The organism is Mucilaginibacter sp. P1_A3 (genome assembly GCF_056406855.1).
In genome coordinates, this window is record NZ_JBFTZJ010000011.1 from 266,448 (window position 1) to 287,036 (window position 20,589).

Annotated in this window: 17 protein-coding genes and 1 tRNA gene; 13 read left to right on the forward strand and 5 right to left on the reverse strand. The window is 41.8% G+C overall.

Annotated features, from left to right (window positions below; genetic code table 11):
• Positions 1 to 108 precede the first annotated feature (108 nt).
• From AC1D0K_RS23820 to AC1D0K_RS23840, 5 genes are all read right to left on the reverse strand, one after another.
• On the reverse strand, positions 109 to 1,212 hold the full coding sequence (locus AC1D0K_RS23820) for an MraY family glycosyltransferase (RefSeq protein ID WP_295721456.1): 1,104 nt from the start codon (positions 1,210 to 1,212) through the stop codon (positions 109 to 111).
• Between the two features lie 752 nt (positions 1,213 to 1,964).
• The gene (gene obgE, locus AC1D0K_RS23825; RefSeq protein WP_477397615.1) at positions 1,965 to 2,963 is read right to left on the reverse strand and encodes a GTPase ObgE; all 999 of its coding nucleotides are present in this window, start codon (positions 2,961 to 2,963) and stop codon (positions 1,965 to 1,967) included.
• Positions 2,964 to 3,073: 110 nt separating this feature from the next.
• Positions 3,074 to 3,646, reverse strand: coding sequence for an adenylate kinase (locus AC1D0K_RS23830; RefSeq protein WP_477397613.1), 573 nt, complete (start codon positions 3,644 to 3,646; stop codon positions 3,074 to 3,076).
• A 56-nt stretch (positions 3,647 to 3,702) separates the two neighbouring features.
• A tRNA-Arg gene (locus tag AC1D0K_RS23835) sits at positions 3,703 to 3,776 on the reverse strand.
• A 266-nt stretch (positions 3,777 to 4,042) separates the two neighbouring features.
• Positions 4,043 to 4,504 carry a redoxin domain-containing protein gene (locus AC1D0K_RS23840; RefSeq protein ID WP_477397610.1) on the reverse strand — a complete coding sequence of 154 codons (462 nt, stop codon included), beginning with the start codon at positions 4,502 to 4,504 and terminating at the stop codon, positions 4,043 to 4,045.
• A gap of 231 nt (positions 4,505 to 4,735) precedes the next feature.
• On the opposite strand from AC1D0K_RS23840, the gene AC1D0K_RS23845 reads away from it, so the two are divergent.
• The 13 genes from AC1D0K_RS23845 (at position 4,736) to AC1D0K_RS23905 (ending at position 20,539) form a co-directional block, all read left to right on the forward strand.
• The gene (locus AC1D0K_RS23845) at positions 4,736 to 7,126 is read left to right on the forward strand and encodes an ABC transporter permease (RefSeq protein WP_477441714.1); all 2,391 of its coding nucleotides are present in this window, start codon (positions 4,736 to 4,738) and stop codon (positions 7,124 to 7,126) included.
• An 84-nt stretch (positions 7,127 to 7,210) separates the two neighbouring features.
• Positions 7,211 to 8,206: an NAD(P)H-quinone oxidoreductase gene (locus tag AC1D0K_RS23850; protein WP_477397606.1), complete on the forward strand. Its 996-nt coding sequence runs from the start codon at positions 7,211 to 7,213 to the stop codon at positions 8,204 to 8,206.
• A 151-nt stretch (positions 8,207 to 8,357) separates the two neighbouring features.
• The gene (gene atpD / locus AC1D0K_RS23855; RefSeq protein WP_477397604.1) at positions 8,358 to 9,863 is read left to right on the forward strand and encodes a F0F1 ATP synthase subunit beta; all 1,506 of its coding nucleotides are present in this window, start codon (positions 8,358 to 8,360) and stop codon (positions 9,861 to 9,863) included.
• 83 nt (positions 9,864 to 9,946) lie between these two features.
• Positions 9,947 to 10,201 carry an ATP synthase F1 subunit epsilon gene (gene atpC / locus AC1D0K_RS23860; RefSeq protein WP_477397602.1) on the forward strand — a complete coding sequence of 85 codons (255 nt, stop codon included), beginning with the start codon at positions 9,947 to 9,949 and terminating at the stop codon, positions 10,199 to 10,201.
• A gap of 276 nt (positions 10,202 to 10,477) precedes the next feature.
• The gene (locus AC1D0K_RS23865; protein WP_477397600.1) at positions 10,478 to 10,966 is read left to right on the forward strand and encodes a hypothetical protein; all 489 of its coding nucleotides are present in this window, start codon (positions 10,478 to 10,480) and stop codon (positions 10,964 to 10,966) included.
• A 397-nt stretch (positions 10,967 to 11,363) separates the two neighbouring features.
• Positions 11,364 to 13,076: a dihydroxy-acid dehydratase gene (gene ilvD, locus AC1D0K_RS23870; protein ID WP_295719991.1), complete on the forward strand. Its 1,713-nt coding sequence runs from the start codon at positions 11,364 to 11,366 to the stop codon at positions 13,074 to 13,076.
• 84 nt (positions 13,077 to 13,160) lie between these two features.
• Positions 13,161 to 14,915 (forward strand): biosynthetic-type acetolactate synthase large subunit, encoded by a 1,755-nt coding sequence (ilvB, locus tag AC1D0K_RS23875; RefSeq protein ID WP_295719994.1) that lies wholly within the window; start codon positions 13,161 to 13,163, stop codon positions 14,913 to 14,915.
• A gap of 42 nt (positions 14,916 to 14,957) precedes the next feature.
• Positions 14,958 to 15,560: an acetolactate synthase small subunit gene (ilvN, locus tag AC1D0K_RS23880; protein ID WP_477398285.1), complete on the forward strand. Its 603-nt coding sequence runs from the start codon at positions 14,958 to 14,960 to the stop codon at positions 15,558 to 15,560.
• A gap of 210 nt (positions 15,561 to 15,770) precedes the next feature.
• On the forward strand, positions 15,771 to 16,829 hold the full coding sequence (ilvC, locus tag AC1D0K_RS23885) for a ketol-acid reductoisomerase (protein WP_295719998.1): 1,059 nt from the start codon (positions 15,771 to 15,773) through the stop codon (positions 16,827 to 16,829).
• Positions 16,830 to 16,989: 160 nt separating this feature from the next.
• A complete protein-coding gene (gene leuC, locus AC1D0K_RS23890) occupies positions 16,990 to 18,405 on the forward strand; it encodes a 3-isopropylmalate dehydratase large subunit (protein ID WP_477398283.1) in 1,416 nt (471 codons plus the stop codon).
• Between the two features lie 115 nt (positions 18,406 to 18,520).
• Positions 18,521 to 18,931: a GxxExxY protein gene (locus AC1D0K_RS23895; RefSeq protein WP_477398281.1), complete on the forward strand. Its 411-nt coding sequence runs from the start codon at positions 18,521 to 18,523 to the stop codon at positions 18,929 to 18,931.
• Between the two features lie 118 nt (positions 18,932 to 19,049).
• The gene (leuD, locus tag AC1D0K_RS23900) at positions 19,050 to 19,640 is read left to right on the forward strand and encodes a 3-isopropylmalate dehydratase small subunit (protein ID WP_477398279.1); all 591 of its coding nucleotides are present in this window, start codon (positions 19,050 to 19,052) and stop codon (positions 19,638 to 19,640) included.
• A 107-nt stretch (positions 19,641 to 19,747) separates the two neighbouring features.
• Positions 19,748 to 20,539, forward strand: a complete 792-nt coding sequence (locus AC1D0K_RS23905) for a class I SAM-dependent methyltransferase (RefSeq protein ID WP_477398277.1) — start codon at positions 19,748 to 19,750, stop codon at positions 20,537 to 20,539.
• Positions 20,540 to 20,589: the final 50 nt, after the last annotated feature.

Sequence of the window (20,589 nt, forward strand, 5' to 3'; positions counted from 1 at the left end):
CATTATTTTATAAAGGCAACAAAGTTAATGAAGAAGAATGGCTATTTACCAGTAACTGAAATTTAGTGACGCTAAAACTACTAAAGGTAATATTGTATAAAGCTTATTTTAAGCCAAAAAATTGCGTAAAGCCCGGCTTTCGCGCTCTTTTGATCGCAAGCAAAAAGTTATCACCCAGTTGGATACAACCGAAATTAACAATATGATAACTATTAACAGGGAGTTACTCAGGTTACTAAATATAAACACCATGCTTATTGATAATAAATTAATTACCGATAAGCATAGGGTAGTTTGCAAATGATTAAGACCCAGCCTTAAAACACGGTGATGCATGTGGTTTCTATCAGCCTCAAATGGCGATTTGCCGCTAGCAATCCTTAGCGTAAACATTCTTAAAGTATCAAAAACAGGGCCTACCAACACAGCCATTGTTAAGGCTGGGCCAAAGCTTATTACAGGTATACCAACACCGGTAATTTTACTCACCTCGATAAATTTAATTGCCATAACCGCCGATACAAGGCCTATTAACAATGCGCCGGTATCGCCCATAAATATTTTGGCCGGTGTAATATTATACTTTAAAAAACCAATAACAGCACCCACCATAGCCAACGAAATAGCTGCCAGCTCATATTGATGGATATACATAAATAACAGGGCAAAAGCACCGTTTACTATAATACCGGTAGCTGCCGCCAAACCATCAATACCATCAATCAAATTAAAGGAGTTAACGATGAGCATAATAAGCAGTATGGAGAATATAGCACTTGGGATATATGGCAGCTCAAAAATACCGAATACGCCGTACATACTGGTTAGGCGAATATCTCCCAATAACACCAATATAGCTGCTACCACAAACTGAATAAAAAATTTTGTACTTGAATTTACTCCAGAAAGATCATCTTTTAGCCCCATTGTAAAAAGAATGATGCAAGCCAAAAGCAGGTAACTAATAGGCAAGGCCTTATCAATTATGCTAAATAATAAAATGGTAATGGTAAAACTTACAAAAATAGCCACCCCACCTAAACGCGGTATACCATGATCATGCTGTTTCCTGAAATGACCCACATCATCATAAAGGTGCCTTGAGCGCGCAACGTGTAAAATGGATGGAATGGATAACAAGGTGATCAACGTTGAAAAAGCTACTATTAAAACGTTGTAAATAAAATGATACGAATGTAAAATTTCAATCATATTTGGTATTTAGATCAGTTCGATTTCATTAGCCTGGACTTTGTACGTAATTATCTTAATAAAGGTTTAATTTGAAATTAAATATATTAACGCATTTCCGCATCGCTTTTAACTTCAATCCGCAGGCTTTGAACCTGCTTTACCCTTTTATTACCTACACTACTGCCCCACATAGCAACCATATCTTGTTAATAAAATAACATTGGATTTAATATAGATACATAAACCTTACCATTAATCCCAATCGGCCTGTAGAACCATAATCAGGCCTATTAAACTACATTGTCCAATAATTTACAATAGCAATAAAACATAGCGCTCGGGGCATATATCCCCGGTTAAGGGAATTTATTCCACACTTGTTTAAAATTGCATATTGGGGCTGTTTCCGAGTTCATACTCATGGGGAGTTATAAAGTTTCTAGAAACTTGAAGAAGAAATGACTTTTTTGAAAGCTTGTCGGCCTTTTAAAAAGTCTGTCATCCTGAGGAACGAAGGATCTATTCGCAGACTGTACAGGGCGAAGAAGCATGTCGAAGAATAGATCCTTCACTACGTTCAGGATGACAAAAAGTACTTTTTTACGAGGACCGAAGGATCTATTCGCAGACTGTACAGGGCGAAGAAGCATGTCGAAGAATAGATCCTTCACTACGTTCCAGGATGACAAAAGTATTTTTTTTGCCAGGAACGAAGGATCTATTCGCAGACTGTACAGGGTGAAAAGCTACCGCCTTGATGGCTGATAAGTTTATTTATTTATCTCGGCCCAAAGGAGATCCTTTAAACCCATAAGATTTTTTTGTGCTACCGATGATATGAATATGGAAGGAATCCCGGTGGGTAATTCGTGCTGCATTTCTGCCTGCAATTCCTCGTCAAGCAAATCCATTTTGGTAACCGCCAAAACGCGGGGCTTATGCATCAGTTCGGCGTTATACTCCTGCAACTCGTTCAATAATATTTCGTATTCCTCTTTAATGGTGCGGGTAGTATCGGCAGGTACCATAAACAACAATACAGAGTTACGTTCGATATGCCTCAAAAATCTAAATCCCAAACCTTTCCCTTGTGAAGCACCTTCAATAATTCCCGGAATATCGGCCATTACAAATGAACGGTTATCACGATAAGATACTATACCCAGGTTAGGCACCAATGTGGTAAAGGCATAATCGGCAATCTCGGGCTTAGCAGCAGACACTACCGAAAGCAGGGTTGATTTACCTGCATTGGGGAAGCCTACCAAACCAACATCGGCCAGTATTTTTAGTTCAAGTACATTCCAGTCCTCTTTACCATCTTCGCCAGGTTGGGCAAAGCGGGGGGTTTGTTGTGTTGGTGTTTTAAAATGCCAGTTACCTAAGCCACCACGACCACCCGGAGTTAATATTTTGGTTTCACCATCCTGGGTTATCTCAAAGATAATTTCCCCGGTTTCGGCATTTTTAATGGTGGTACCTAAAGGCACTTCCAGTATTTCATCCCTACCGGTTTTACCGCTTCTTAGTGAACTACCACCAGAATCGCCGTCACCGGCAATTACGTGCTTGCGGTATTTAAGGTGCAGCATTGTCCATAACTGGGCATTACCTTTAACAATCACATGACCGCCACGACCACCGTCGCCGCCATCCGGACCGCCCTTTGAAGTTAATATATCACGGTGTAAATGCGCAGAACCCGCCCCTCCGTGGCCACTACGGCAACAGATCTTCACATAATCAACAAAATTGGAACCTTGCGACATAACTTTTATTTTTTTTGCAGGGAAAGTCCGAAAGTCAGTAAAGTCCGAAGTTTAAGATTTTTAACACTCTTAACTTTCGGACTTTACTGACTTATTACTTTCCCGACTTCTTAATACGCTTCGATAACTTCACCTATCTGGCCAAAAATATGGTCGATAGAGCCGATACCGTAAACGCTTTTAAATTTATCCTGGTTTTTATAAAACCCGGCCACAGGTGCCGTTTTATCATTATATTCTTTAATACGCTTGCGTATCACCTCTGGGTTAGCATCATCTGGTCTGCCAGAATCTTTACCCCGCAGCAATAAACGCTGTTCAAGCTCATCATCGTCCACTTCAAGCGCTATCATTCCAGATATGGCTTCACCTTTACTGATCAAAAGATTATCCAGGGCTTCGGCCTGCGCAACTGTACGCGGGAAACCATCAAAAATAAATCCCTTTGCATCTTTATTGGCATCCAGCTTATTACTGATCATACCTATAACTACCTCATCAGGAACCAGCACCCCTTCATCCATCAGCTTTTTAGCCTCTAACCCAAGTGCTGTTCCCTGCGCAATTTCGCCACGTAAAAGATCCCCTGTTGATAAATGGATTAAACCATGTTTTTCAATAAGCTTTTGTGACTGAGTCCCTTTCCCGGCTCCGGGAGGACCAAACAATACCAGGTTTAGCATGCTCGTAATAAATTAAAAGCCTTTCGGTACAACACAGAAAGGCTTAACGTTAAGGGTGCACTTGAAGGGAGTCGAACCCCTAACCTCCTGATCCGTAGTCAGGTGCTCTATCCAATTGAGCTACAAGTGCATTATTTCATCTATTCACACAAAATAGGAAGCTTCCTTATTTCCGTGCTTTTTGAAATGGAATGCAAAGATAGAATTACTTTTCAATCTATCACATTTTTTTTCAAAAAAATACACAATTTCATGCTTCACCATTATTGATATCGATCCATTTATATTGTGTATGAATTACTTAATTGTTTTTATACCTTTTAAAAAAATTAAATAACCGCATAAAAAAGGCCGGCCAAATTTTATGTTTGGCCACCTTATATAAATTAAATGCCTTTATTTAACTATAGCTGCAATTGCTTCAAAATTTGGCAAATCTGTAGCTACTTCCAAAACCTCTGCGTAAATGATATTTTGCTCTTCATCAATTACAAAAGCAGCACGCTTTGATACACCTTTTAATCCCATTACAAAATTGCTGTAGATAGCACCGTAAGCAGTTGATACTTCCTTGTTAAAATCCGACAGCAGATCAAACTGATAGTTATTCTCTTCCTTAAACTTAGCCAGTGTAAAAGGCGAATCAACAGAAATCCCTAATATGGTGGCATTTAAACCATCATAATAGCCAAAACTATCGCGCATGGTACATAGCTGCGTGGTGCAAACACCTGTAAATGCAAACGGAAAAAAGTGCAATACAACTTTACGGCCCTTAAAATCGGCCAGTGATGAACTTTGTAATGATGATGATACTAATGTAAATTGTGGTGCCGCCTGGCCGGTTTGTAATGACATATTGTTTTTTTATTGCAAATAAATTGTATTTGAACCGCAGTTACTAATCGTGCTCATAATTGAAATGTCAATTTATATAATCCTTCTGTAGTCAGCATAAACCCTCTGGTAGTTTTAACTTTATTTAACAAACAGTTTTACAAAGCATTACATAGCTTAGTAATGCAGAAAATGCGCCCCCTGGCTGCAAACTCTTGCCTGTTGATCACGAGCCTTATTAAATTAGATACCATGTTTAAAAACTTTATCAAAACCGCATTCCGCAGTCTTTTAAAAAACAAAGGGTTCACGGCCATAAATATATTAGGCTTAGCATTAGGACTGGCAACCTGCCTGCTTATTGTATTTTATGTGGTTGATGAATTAAGTTACGATAGGTTTAATACTAAAGCCGACAGGATATACCGTGTAAATATGGATCTTAAATATGGCGGGAATGTAGCTTCATTTGCTATTACTCCCCCACCCCTGGCTGCAACATTGGTTACTAATTTCCCCGAGGTTGAAAAATGCGCCCGGCTGATACATGACGCCGGCGTGCGAATTAAAAAAGGCGACGAGTATATACAGGAAGAAAAAGTAGTTTACGCCGATTCTGAGCTTTTTGGCGTATTTACTCTACCACTGACTGAAGGTGATGCCAAAACAGCGCTATCGGCACCCAATACAGCCGTAATTACCGAGCGTACTGCCAAAAGATATTTTAACAATACGCATGCTGTGGGTAAAACTCTTACACTAAGCAACAATACCAGCTATAAAATTACCGGGGTAATGCGCGATATCCCTAATCAGTCGCATTTTAATTTTGATTTTTTCCTGTCGCTTGCCGCACGCGAGGATGCCAAAAGCAACGATTGGAATAACTTCAGTTACAGCACCTACATTTTATTTAAACCCGGAGCAGATCCTAAAAAGCTGGAAGCCAAATTACCAGCATTGATGAAAAAACAGCTTGGAGCAAATTATGACAGGCTTGAAAAAAGCGGCAATTACTTTAAGCTGAATATCATGCCGCTTACCGATATCCACCTCAAATCAAACCGCCAGTATGAGCTCGGGGCAAACAGCAGCATATCTTACGTGTATATTTTCTCTGCAATCGCCTTATTTGTATTGCTGATAGCCTGCATTAATTTCATGAACATGTCTACCGCCCGCTCGGCCAACCGCGCAAGAGAAGTAGGCGTACGCAAGGTATTAGGATCCTCCCGCCAATACCTGATAACACAGTTCCTGTCCGAATCTTTATTGGTAACCATAGGGGCGGCCATTATTGCTGTAGTGGCGGCATGGGCATTACTTCCCTTATTTAATCAAATTGCCGGCAAGCAACTGGCTATTACTACGCAAACGCTTATGTGGCTGCTACCATCGTTACTGGTTATTATTGTGGTTGTGGGCGTATTGGCTGGTTCATATCCTGCGTTTTACCTGTCGGCATTTCAACCCATTGCAGTGTTAAAGGGTAAAATCGCCACAGGCTTTAAGGGTGGCAATTTCCGCAACATCCTGGTTGTTTTCCAGTTTGCTATCTCTATTTTTCTGATCATCGGCACTTTGGTGATTTATAATCAGCTAACCTATATCCAGCATAAGGATTTAGGTTTTAACCGTAACCAGGTATTGGTTGTTAAAAATGTTGATGTTTTACAAAACGCCCAAACCTTTAAACAGGAAGTAATGCAGGTTGCCGGAGTTAAAAGCGCTTCATTAAGCGGCTTTTTACCTACCGGGGTTGTAAGGCAGCCCGATGCTGTTTTCCGGAATAAAACTCCTGATCCTAAAAATGCCCTCTTTACCGAAATATGGCCTATTGACGAAGATTACCTAAGCACCATGGGCATGAGCATGGCAAAAGGAAGGAGATTCTCCAGCCAGTTTGCTACAGATTCGGCTGCCATCATCATTAATGAAACGGCTGCGCGGATGCTGGGCTATGGAAACGATCCACTGGATAAGAAACTATATCGACCAACGGGAGGAGCCTTAAAGGAGTTTCATGTTATTGGTGTAGTAAAAGATTTTAACTTCAGTTCGCTCCGGGATAATATTACGCCTGTTGTGATGCTGCTGAGCGAAGATAAAGGCGCATTAAGCATTAAAACCAGTTCAACAAATATGAAGGCATTTGTGGCACAGGTTGAGCATAAATGGAACAGCATATCGCCCAACCAACACTTTGAATACTCCTTTATGGACCAGGATTTTAACGCCACCTATCGCACCGAGCAACGCACCGGAACGCTATTTTTAACATTTACCACCCTTGCCGTTGTTATTGCATGTTTAGGTTTGTTTAGCCTGGCTGCCTACGCTGCCGAGCAGCGCAATAAAGAGATCGGCATCCGTAAGGTATTGGGAGCAAGCGCCTCGGCCATAGTTACCATGCTATCTAAAGATTTTATAAAACTGGTGCTCATCTCTTTTGTTATTGCAGCCCCGCTGGCCTGGCTAAGTATGCACCAATGGCTGCAGGGCTTTGCCTACCGGCAAAACATTCAAGGGTGGGTATTTGTACTTTCGGGCCTGGGTGCTCTTGTTATCGCCTTTATTACCATAAGCACCCAGTCATTCAAGGCTGCCATGAGCAACCCGGTAGATAGTTTGAAAAATGAGTAATCTATTAGTCAAAAATCTAAGATTTTGGGGTTGGGGTATTGGAGTTTTTAATTTAGGTTACCTTTGCCGCATATCATTTTTACTATGAAAGCAGTAATTATAACCAAGCCCGGCGGACCTTCTGTTCTGCAAATAGTCGAAAGGCCCAAACCTGCCTATAGCGATAATGAAGTACTTATACAGGTGATGGCGGCAGGCGTAAACCGCCCTGATGTTTCTCAGCGCAAAGGTAATTACCCTCCACCTGCAGGTGCGCCGCAGGATATTCCCGGGTTGGAAATTGCCGGTATTGTAGTTGCAATTGGCGCAACAGTAACCCACTTAATGGTTGGCGATAAGGTTTGCGCTCTGGTAATGGGTGGCGGCTATGCCGAATACTGTAGCGCGCCCGAAGCGCATTGCTTGCCAATTCCGGATAGCCTTTCCTTTGATGAAGCGGCTTCCCTGCCAGAAACCTTCTTTACCGTTTGGAGTAATGTGTTTGATAGGGCCGCCTTAAAAAGAAAAGAAACATTGCTGGTTCATGGTGGCTCAAGCGGCATTGGCGTAGCTGCCATACAAATGGCACAAACGCTAGGGCACAAAGTTTATGTAACAGCCGGATCTGATGATAAATGCCGTTTTTGCGAAACTTTGGGCGCTGTGAAAGCCATCAACTATAAAACAGAAAACTTTGCCGATGTGATTATGGAAATGACGGATGGGAAAGGAGTTGATGTAATCCTGGATATGATAGGCGGCAATTATACTGAAGGGAACATTAAATCGCTTGCAATTGAAGGCAGACTGGTACTAATCAATACCATGAATGGCAACAATGTACAGGTTGACCTGGCCCAGGTGATGAGGAAACGACTGGTAATTACCGGCTCGATGCTGCGTTCAAGAGAAGTGGAATTTAAAGGAAAAATAGCCCAAAACTTAAAAGAAACTATCTGGCCATTGTTGGCATGTGGTGATATTAAGCCGGTTATCCACGCCGTTTTCGCGGCTGCCGACGCCAGCAAAGCTCATGAGCTGATGGAGAGCAGTACTCATATTGGCAAAATTATACTCAATTTTGAGCATCTGGAACAATAATTTAAGCGGGCAGAAATTATCGTGCAAAAATGTTGCTTTTGGTATTTAAATATTTGGATAGAAATCATAACTTTGCGCCTCTGAAATAGCATCTTATATTTTTACGTAGGAACTATTAAAAAGGAAAATTTTTAAAAACACCAGGTTATATATGCCAAACATTGGAAAAATATCACGGATCATCGGTCCGGTAGTTGACGTAAGTTTCGCTGATGACGCTCATCTTCCCAGAATTTATGATGCGTTAGAGATCACGAAAGATAATGGCCAAAAAATCATTTTAGAAGTTCAACAGCATTTAGGCGAGGATCGTGTACGTGCGATTGCGATGGATTCAACAGACGGATTGCTGCGTGGCATGCCGGTTGTGGATCTGGAATCGGCTATTAAAATGCCGGTTGGCGAAAACATTAAAGGCCGTGTATTTAACGTAGTAGGCGATGCTATCGATGGTATACCAAACCTTGATAAAACCAATGGCCGCCCTATCCACAATACTCCTCCGCGTTTCGAAGATCTATCTACCGAAACTGAAGTATTGTTTACAGGAATCAAAGTTATCGACTTACTGGAGCCTTATGTAAAAGGTGGTAAAATCGGTTTGTTTGGTGGTGCTGGTGTAGGTAAAACAGTATTAATTCAAGAGCTGATCAACAACATCGCGAAAGCTTATGCCGGTCTTTCGGTATTTGCGGGTGTTGGCGAGCGTACACGTGAAGGTAATGACCTTTTACGTGAGATGCTTGAAGCAGGCATTATAAAATATGGTGATGCATTTATGCATTCAATGGAAGAAGGTGGCTGGGATTTGTCTAAAATAGACAAAGAAGCTATGAAGGATTCCAAAGCGACATTTGTTTTCGGACAGATGAACGAGCCTCCTGGTGCACGTGCACGTGTGGCCTTATCAGGTTTAACTATTGCTGAGTATTTCCGTGATGGTGATGAGGATGGTAAAGGTCGCGATATCCTTTTCTTTATCGATAACATTTTCCGCTTTACACAAGCAGGTTCTGAAGTATCAGCGTTATTAGGTCGTATGCCATCTGCAGTAGGTTACCAGCCAACACTGGCAACTGAGATGGGTACCATGCAAGAGCGTATTACTTCAACCAAACGTGGTTCAATTACATCTGTACAAGCCGTTTACGTACCTGCGGATGATTTAACTGACCCTGCACCGGCAACAACATTTGCCCACTTAGATGCTACAACTGTATTATCCCGTAAAATTGCCGAGTTAGGTATTTATCCTGCTGTGGATCCTTTGGATTCTACATCACGTATTCTTAGCCCAGCTATTTTAGGTGATGAGCACTACAATACAGCTCAACGTGTTAAAGAAACTTTACAACGTTACAAAGAGCTTCAGGATATCATCGCGATTTTAGGTATGGACGAGTTATCTGAAGAAGATAAATTGGTTGTATCACGTGCGCGTCGTGTTCAGCGTTTCCTTTCACAGCCGTTCCACGTTGCTGAGCAGTTCACCGGTTTAAAAGGTGTATTGGTTGACATTAAAGAAACCATTAAAGGTTTCAACATGATCATGGATGGCGAAGTTGATGAGTACCCAGAAGGTGCATTCAACTTAGTTGGAAGCATTGAAGATGCCATTGAAAAAGGTAAAAAATTATTAGCAGAAGCTAATAACTAATAGAATCAAGACATAAGAGTCAAGAATCAAGAGAAGAGAAAAAGTCTTAACTCTTGATTCTTGATTCTTGAATCTAACAAAACATGACTTTAGAAATTCTTACTCCCGATAAAAAGATCTACGAGGGCGAAGCCACATCGGTAACCGTTCCTGGTACTTTGGGATTATTTGAAATATTAAATCACCACGCCCCTATCATTTCAACTTTACAGGATGGTAAATTAACCGTTCGTGGCGGCAGTGCTGCTAAAGAAGAAGTGTTTTATATTAAAGGTGGTGTTGTTGAAGTACTAAACAATAAGGTCATTATTTTAGCCGAAGGAATTCTGCATAAATAAACTATACCCTTATTTTTCAGAAAAAACGTCCGGGTATAACACCCGGACGTTTTTTTTTTGATCGTTTTTTAATATCGGTATTTATTGTGATAATATTATTAGAATTGTCGGAACCAAACCAATCACATGAAAAGAAACTTTATATTTTATTTATTTCCAGAAACTTGGATCCCTGCACAAAACAGGATCGAGGAGGGAGACCATTTTTTACAAAACCAGCCAGAAGTAATAAATATATGGACAGGCTCCGGGACACCAACTTCAAATAATTAAATGATGAAAAAGATAATTTTAATTTTAACATTAATTCCTTTTATATGCGCTTGTAAAAAAGGTGATGGTGCAAAAGAAGCATTACCAGACCATTTAATTTCTTTCAAAATTGCAACTGTTGATAATGAACAATTATCTGTTTATTATACGGATAGTATTAGTAATCAACAAATAGTTGTTAAGATACGGCCCTGGACCATTGCAGAAAGTGTTGCCGATTCGGGCTATGCTACATACCTGCCCACCTGCAATTTTACTTCAAAATACTTGTTTGACGCATGTAGCAAAGGCGTTAAAAAATTTATGATCCAATTTAAAAAAAACAATGTTTTAGAAACTCATAAGTTGTTAATAGATTTTAAATATTTATCGCAACCAGGAGGTTTTGAAATTAACGAAGCCACCATCGACAACGTTTCTTTAACCAAGCTTCCTGCATCTGATTCGAGTACAACTGGCCATTATGATACTGGGTTTATTTATGATAGGTAAATTTAGAATGGGTCGTTTAGAATTCATATTCCAGATGTGCAAATTGCCACCAGGACAACTATACATTCACCTGCATATCTAAACAACTTTTCCTGTCATCTACCCCATTTCAGGAAGAAAATCGACAACTTACTATGCATGCATAAAACACGTACCGAATACCGTTTTGAACTTTGGTCTATTTTATGAAAATTTATATATTGAATAAACATAAATTAACGTAACTTTATATTGACTAATAATCAATATACAATATAATATACTTTTTGAAAAAATAAATCTTAACTATTGTTATTCGCGGTTGCTATATCTACCTTACGTTTATTGATTCGCGTAATCACATAAACCTGATCAACAACCAGAATAATTTACAAAGTTAGTCTATCTAAAAAATAAAATGAGTTCATCATCAGATACCACAGCGGCTATAGAATTGAATAAGTATAGCAAAACTTTCACCCAGGATCCAACACAGCCGGCCGCGCAGGCTATGCTTTATGGCATCGGTTTAACAGACGATGACATGCGCAAAGCTCAGGTTGGTGTGGCAAGTATGGGCTACGATGGCAATACCTGCAACATGCACCTGAATGACTTGGCCAAACTGGTTAAACAAGGTATCTGGGATGAGGATATGGTAGGTTTGATATTCCACACCATAGGTGTAAGTGATGGTATGAGCAACGGTACCGAAGGCATGCGCTACTCCTTAGTGAGCCGCGATATCATTGCCGATTCTATCGAGGCTGTTACCGGTGCTCAGTATTATGATGGCTTGATTACTTTGCCTGGTTGTGATAAAAACATGCCGGGTTCCATCATGGCAATGGGTCGTTTAAACCGCCCGTCTATCATGGTTTACGGCGGTACTATTAAACCCGGTCACTGGAAAGGTGAAGATCTGAACATTGTATCGGCATTTGAGGCTTTAGGTAAAAGAATGGCCGGCACCATTGAGGATGTTGATTTTATGGGTATCATTAAAAATGCCTGCCCAAGCGCGGGTGCATGTGGCGGCGTTTATACGGCCAACACTATGGCTGCCGCTATTGAGGCTTTGGGCATGAGTTTGCCTTACTCATCATCAAACCCCGCATTAAGCGAAGATAAAAAAGCCGAATGCCTGGCAGCAGGCAAGGCTATCAAAATATTATTAGAGAAAGACATTAAACCATCAGACATCATGACCCGCCAGGCATTTGAAAATGCCATAGTGGTAATTATGGTACTGGGCGGATCAACCAACGCGGTACTGCACCTGATAGCGATGGCTAAAAGTGTTGATGTTAAGGTAACCCAGGATGATTTCCAAACCATCAGCAACCGTATCCCAGTATTGGCCGATATGAAGCCAAGCGGTAAATACATGATGGAAGACCTGCATAATGTTGGCGGCGTACCTGCCGTAATGAAATATTGCCTTAAACAAGGCTGGCTGCATGGCGATTGCCTTACCGTTACCGGTAAAACCATTGCCGAAAACTTAGCCGAAGTTCCTGAGCTTGATTTTGATGCTCAAAAGATTATATGGCCGGTTGAAAGCCCTGTAAAAGCTACCGGTCACTTACAGATATTGTATGGCAACATTGCCGAGGGTGGTAGTGTAGCCAAGATCAGCGGTAAAGAAGGCACTCATTTTGAAGGCCCTGCCCGCGTATTTGATGGTGAGTTTGAACTGATACATGGCATACAAAGCGGCCGAGTCAAAAAAGGTGATGTGGTGGTTATCCGCAACGTAGGCCCTAAAGGCGCACCGGGTATGCCCGAAATGCTTAAGCCAACATCGGCCATTTTTGGTGCAGGTTTAGGTAGCTCTGTAGCATTAATTACCGACGGACGGTTTAGCGGCGGTACGCACGGTTTTGTGGTAGGCCACATCACCCCTGAAGCTTTTGACGGGGGCGCCATAGGTTTAATTAACGACGATGATAAGATCATTATTGATGCAACAAGCAATACCATCAATGTGATATTAACAGACGAAGAAATGGCAGCACGTAAAGCCGCCTGGAAACAGCCCGCTTTAAAAGCAACCAAAGGCTTATTATACCGTTACGCCAAAACTGTAAGCTCTGCTGCTGAAGGTTGCGTAACAGATGAAATGCCTTAAGAGGATTAAGGAACAAGGATTAATAGAAAAAAGATAAAGGAACAATCGGTGAAATCAAAAATCACCGGTGAAATCAAGATAAAAATGGAGACGCAAACAATAGTTCAGGAAATCGGTGAAATCGCAGGAGAATCTGAGAAAGCACCAATAGTTGAAGTTTCAGGGTCGGTAGCATTATTGGAGGCATTGATTGTTGAAGGTGTTGATACCATCTTCGGCTATCCGGGTGGCGCAATTATGCCCATCTACGATGCTTTGTTTGATTACAAAGAAAAGCTGAATCATATCCTGGTTCGCCATGAGCAGGGTGGCATCCATGCTGGGCAGGGCTATGCACGCTCATCTGGCAAAGTAGGTGTTGTGTTTGCTACAAGCGGTCCGGGTGCTACTAACCTGGTAACCGGTTTGGCCGATGCGCAAATTGACAGTACACCATTGGTATGTATCACCGGGCAGGTTTTCGCGCATCTTTTGGGTACCGATGCCTTCCAGGAAACAGACGTGATCAATATTACAACCCCGGTAACCAAATGGAACTACCAGGTAACTGATGCCAATGAGATCCCTGAAGTTATTGCCAAGGCTTTCTACATAGCCAAAAGCGGTCGCCCCGGACCAGTATTGATCGACATTACAAAGAACGCGCAGATCCAGTTATTTAACTATAAAGGGTATACACCTTGCAACCATATCCGCAGCTACAGGCCAAAACCTATAGTTCGCCCGCAATATATACAGGAAGCTGCCGCGTTAATTAACGAAGCCAAAAAACCATTTATTCTTTTTGGACAAGGCGTTATTTTAGGCAGCGCCGAGCAGGAATTTAAAGCTTTTGTTGAAAAAAGTGGTATCCCTGCAGCGTGGACAGTTTTAGGCGCCGGTGCTATCCCAACAAGTCATCCGCTAAACGTGGGCATGCTGGGCATGCATGGTAACTACGGCCCTAACGTATTAACCAACGAATGTGATGTATTGATAGCTATCGGTATGCGTTTTGATGATCGTGTAACTGGTCGTTTAGATAAATATGCTAAACAGGCTAAAGTGATCCACTTGGATATTGACCCGGCCGAGATAGACAAGAACGTAAAATCAACCGTACCTGTTTGGGGCGATTGTAAAGAAACTTTACCCTTGCTTACAGCCGCTATCCAGCAAAAACAACATACCGAATGGCTGGCCAAATTCAATGAATATACCCGCCAGGAAGTTGAGCAGGTAATTGAGCCCGAATTAAACCCAACCTCATTAGAAATGACAATGGGCGAGGTTATTAAACAACTAAACGAAATTACAAAAGGCGAAGCGGTAATAGTTACCGATGTAGGCCAGCACCAAATGGTGGCCTGCCGCTATGCTCAATTCAACAATACCCGCAGCAATGTTACCAGCGGTGGTTTAGGTACTATGGGCTTTGCCCTGCCAGCTGCCATTGGTGCTAAATTTGGCGCTCAGGACCGTACAGTTGTGGCTATCATCGGCGACGGCGGTTTTCAAATGACCTGCCAGGAACTGGGTACTATTATGCAATGCGGCATTGATGTAAAGATCATTATCCTGAACAATCGTTTCCTGGGTATGGTGAGGCAATGGCAGGAGCTGTTTAACTCTCGCCGATATTCGTTCGTTGATATCCAAAGCCCTGATTTTGTGGCGCTGGCAGCAGCATACCGCATCCCCGGTAGAGTGATCAACGACCGTAAGGATCTTCCATCGGCATTAAATGAAATGCTAAACAACAAAGGATCATTCCTTTTGGAAGTAATGGTTACCAAAGAGAACAACGTGTTCCCGATGGTGCCACAAGGATGCAGTGTAAGCGAGATCAGGTTAAAATAGGCCCCCTAACCCCCTGAAGGGGGAACTTAAAAAAAAGAAATCATGACCCAGGATATAGAAAAACAGGAATTTAACATCACGGTTTATACCGAAAACCAGATTGGTTTATTGAACCGGATAGCCATTATATTTACCCGTCGTAAAATCAATATAGATAGCTTGAATACTTCTCCTTCGGAGATAGAGAGCATTCACCGCTTTAATATTGTGATAACCGAATCGGAAGATGTGGTACGCAAGTTAACGCGCCAGATTGAGAAACAGGTAGAGGTATTAAAATGCTATTATCATACCAACGAAGATGTGATTTGGCAAGAAATGGCGTTATATAAAGTATCAACAGATGTTATTGCCGAAAAGGTAAGCGTTGAGCGTTTATTGCGCGAGAACGGCGCCCGCGCGGTAGTGATTCGTAAGGATTACACGGTGTTTGAAACTACCGGTCACCGCGAGGAAACCGATAACCTGATCAGCATACTACAGCCTTACGGCCTGATAGAATTTGTACGTAGCGCACGTGTTGCAATTATTAAAGATAGTGATGGATTTAACCGTAAATTGCGCGAGTTTGAGCGCCTTGAACCGGGCGAAGACGTTATCGAAAACGAATATTTAAACCAGGGACAAAAAGTATTTACGATGTAAGTGAGAGGTGAAAGGCTAAAGCTGAAAGGTAAAAGGCCGGTCGCCCAAAACGTCATTGCGAGGAACGAAGCAATCCCGAACTTTACAGAGCGGATATGCAGGTGTTCTCCAGGGTTTAAAACAAATTAGAAAACTTAAATTAATTATAAAATCAAAAATCGGTGAGATCATTTAAAATCAGTGAAATCATCAAAAACAAACAATAAAACAATGGCAAAATTAAATTTCGGCGGTACCGAAGAAAATGTGGTTACCCGCGATGAGTTCCCTTTATCAAAAGCTCAGGAAGTACTAAAAGACGAAGTTGTAGCAGTAATTGGCTATGGCGTTCAAGGTCCGGGTCAGGCGTTAAACCAAAAAGACAATGGCATTAATGTAATTGTTGGTCAGCGTAAAGGCACCAAAACTTGGGATAAAGCTGTAAGTGATGGCTTTGTACCGGGCGAAACCCTTTTTGAAATTGAAGAAGCTTTAGAAAGAGGAACAGTAATTTGCTACTTATTAAGTGATGCAGCACAGATTGCCTTATGGCCAACTGTTAAAAAACACCTTACTCCGGGTAAAGCGTTATACTTCTCTCACGGGTTTGGTATTACTTTTAACGAGCAAACAGGTATCATTCCACCGGCTGATGTTGACGTATTTTTGGTTGCCCCTAAAGGTTCTGGTACATCATTACGCCGTATGTTTCTGCAAGGCCGTGGCTTAAATTCAAGCTATGCAATCTTCCAGGATGCAACAGGTAAAGCATTTGATCGTGTTATTTCATTAGGTATCGCTGTAGGTAGCGGTTATTTATTCGAAACCAACTTCAAAAAAGAAGTATTCAGTGATTTAACCGGCGAACGTGGTACGCTAATGGGTTGTATCCAGGGTATTTTTGCTGCTCAGTACGAAGTATTGCGCACCAATGGTCACTCTCCATCTGAAGCCTTTAACGAAACTGTTGAAGAGTTAACCCAATCATTAATGCCTTTAGTTGCAGAAAATGGTATGGACTGGATGTATGCCAATTGCTCAACTACAGCACAACGTGGTGCTTTGGATTGGTGGAAAAAATTCCGTGATGCCACTAAACCGGTATTTGAAGAATTATACAAAAGCGTTGCAACAGGTGTTGAATCACAACGTTCAATCGACTTAAACAGCCAGCCTGATTACCGCGAAAAATTAGACGCGGAATTAAAAGAATTACGCGAAAGCGAATTATGGCAGGCAGGTAAAACTGTACGTAGCTTACGCCCTGAAAACCAGGTTGTAGAAGCTTAATAAAAAGTATCAAGTAGTTAGTATCAAGTAGCAAGATTTTTTTGACTTGCTGGTGGTACTAACTACTTGTTATAAATACCAATGCAGTATCAAAAATCAAGCTGGCCGCCCGCTGTCAGGTACTTGATACTTGATACTAACTACTTGATACTATAAAACCATGGGACAAACATTATTTGATAAAATTTGGGATGCGCACGTCGTCAGTAGCAACGAGGGTTTTCCTGATATTTTATACATCGACACACACTTTATTCACGAGGTAACCAGTCCGCAGGCATTTGATGGTTTGCGTACAAGAGGCTTACCGGTTTTCAGGCCCAAACAAACAGTGGCCACTGCCGATCATAACGTTCCTACAATTGATCAGCACCTCCCCATTAAAGAAGAACTTTCCCGCTACCAGGTTGATATGCTCACCAAAAACTGTGCAGAATTTGGTATCGAGCTATATGGATTAGGACACCCTTTCCAGGGTATCGTACACGTTATAGGGCCCGAGCTGGGTATCACCCGTCCCGGAGGCACTTATGTTTGCGGCGATAGCCATACCTCAACACACGGCGCTTTTGGTGCCATAGCATTTGGTATAGGCACCTCACAGGTGGAGCAGGTAATGGCTACACAGTGTTTACTGCAATCGCGCCCAAAACGCATGAAGATTGAAGTTAACGGCAAACTGCATAACGGTGTTGGCGCTAAAGACATTATCCTGTACATCATTGCAAAGATCTCTGCCGCAGGCGGTACGGGTTATGCTGTGGAATATGCAGGCGATACCATCCGCGCGTTAAGTATGGAAGGCCGCATGACCATCTGTAACATGAGCATCGAAATGGGTGCCCGCTGTGGTTTGATTGCTCCCGATGAAACAACTATTGAATATGTAAAAGGCCGCGAATTTGCTCCAAAGGGCGAAGAGTGGGATAAAGCAGTAGCTTACTGGAAAACTTTATACTCAGATGCTGATGCAGCTTTTGATGAAGTATTATCCTTTAATGCCGAAGATATTGAGCCAATGATCACGTACGGAACAAATCCGGGTATGGGTATTGGCATAACACAACACGTTCCCGAAACTGCTTCGTTTGAGGCAAAAGAGCAGGGATCGTACAAAAAAGCCCTTGACTACATGGGTTTGCATGATGACGAACTATTATTAGGTAAGCCTATTGATTACGTTTTCATCGGCAGCTGCACCAACTCGCGTATAGAAGATTTACGCCAGGTTGCAGAGTTTGTAAAAGGCAAACACAAGGCAGATAACGTAGTAGCATGGGTAGTTCCCGGCTCCAAACAAGTGCAGGAACAAGCCATCCGCGAAGGTCTCGATAAGATATTAGGTGAAGCAGGTTTCCCTCTGCGTGAACCAGGCTGCAGCGCATGTTTAGGCATGAACGAGGATAAGATCCCCGCAGGCAAATACTGCGTATCAACCTCCAACCGTAACTTCGAAGGCAGGCAGGGACCAAACTCACGCACTTTCCTGGCAAGCCCGCTAACCGCAGCTGCTTCTGCAATTACAGGTAAGGTGACGGATATAAGGGAATTTTTGTCTGAATCAGAATTAGCATAAGTCTGAACCGGAATTAAACGAATTTGTTGAATTAACAGAATTTTAAAACATCGCTTCGAGAATTCTAAAATTCAGGTAATTCAACAAATTCAGGTTCAGAAAAATAAAATGATAAATGGACACCTTTAAAAAGACGCCTGAAGAATTTAAAGATTGCAGCAGCAGAATCATTGGATGTGCAATGCGGGTCCATTCTTCTTTAGGCAATGGCTTTCAAGAGGTGATCTATCAAAGGGCATTAGAGATAGAGATGGCCTTAGCTGGGTTGGTTTTTACAAGAGAGATGGAAATGCCAATCTTTTACAGAAATGAGCAGATTGGAGCAAGGCGGGTTGATTTCTTTGTAGAAGGCGAAATAATGGTTGAGTTGAAAGCCCTTATTCTTTTAGAGGATGTTCACCTTGCACAAGGCATTAACTATCTTGAAGCTTATAATATTAAAATAGGATTACTTATAAATTTTGGAAGTAAGAGCCTGCAATTTAAAAGACTACTGAATAAAAAATACATTCCAGATACTGTCTGAAACGAAATTAAACGAATTAAAGAATGAATAAGAGTTTTAAAATTCTAATTCAATAAATTCTAAAATTCGTGTAATTCCAAAAATTCGACAAATTCCGGTTCAGAAAAAAACAAATATCATGAGTACCAAAATATTCAAACATATCCAAACCAGCGTGGTGCCTTTGCCTATCGAGAATATCGATACGGACCAGATCATTCCTGCCCGGTTTTTGAAAGCCACTACCCGCGATGGTTTTGGCAATAACTTATTCCGCGACTGGCGTTTTGACGGCGACGACAACCCTAAACAGGATTTCGTACTCAACAATCCAAATTACAGCGGTAAAATACTGGTTGCAGGTAAAAACTTTGGTTGCGGCAGTAGTCGCGAGCATGCTGCCTGGGCCATTGCCGATTATGGCTTTGATGCCGTAGTAAGCAGCTTTTTTGCCGATATTTTTAAAGGCAACGTCCTAAACAACGGCTTGCTGCCGGTACAGGTAAGCGATGACTTTTTAAAGAAGATCTTTGATGCGGTTTATGCCGATGAGCATGCCGTGGTTGAGATTGATCTGGTTGATCAGTTTATTAAAATTGTAGCAACCGGCGAACAGGAAACCTTTGAGGTTAACCCCTACAAAAAAGCCTGTATGACCAACGGCTATGATGATATCGACTACATCCTGAGCAAAAAAGAATTGATAGCCGAATTTGAAGATCAGAAGTAAGGTAAAAGGCCAAAGGTGAAAGGCGAAAGGTCAGAAATCATGCCCACTGCCAGGACCAATGAACTAATGAACTAATGAACCACTGAACCAATGAACTAAGTGAACTAATGAACAAAACAATCCACAGAGAAGGAAAAGGCACCGCTAAGTTATTTGACGAGCGAAGCCTGGAGGCTGATTACGCAACGTTATCGCCCCTCCTCACTCCTGGCCTCCGGGTTTTGGATGTGGGTTGTGGTACGGGTGCTATTTCTAAGGATATAGCTGCTAAGGTTGGTTCTGCCGGTCATGTAACGGGTATTGATAACACCGAGTATTTTATCCAAAGCGGTAAGGAAACTTATGCTGATGTTAAAAACCTGGAGCTGATTTATACCGATTTGTTTGCCTATGAGCCGGAAGAAAAGTTCGACCTGATTGTGGCCGCCAGAGTTTTACAATGGCTAAACAACCCTGTTGAAGCATTGAAAAAAATGTACTCGTTGCTGAAACCAGGCGGAATAGTATCTATATTAGATTATAACCACGAGGCGCTGGAATGGCAGCCACAACCGCCGCCAAGCATGCTGCGGTTTTATGCTACTTTTTTAAGATGGCGGGGTGATGCCGGCATGAACAATCATATAGCCGAGGATTTGCCCGGTTATTTTGAAGAGGCCGGTTTTACGGGCATTGTTTCACTTGATGCGGATGAGGTTTATAAAAAAGGCCAGCCGAACTTCGTCAATAAAGCAGGCATCTGGGCAAAAGTTGCCATGTCAAAACAAATGGTTGAAGAAGGCTATATTGATGATGAGTTGCGCTTGTTGGCGATAGATGAGTATACCGAATGGGTAGAAAATGACGCGGAGCGCATGACAATGAAATTAAAAGAAATACGCGGCACAAAACCCGCGTAACAATATCTAATTATAACAAAAAAATTCCCCCTTTAGGGGGTTAGGGGGCT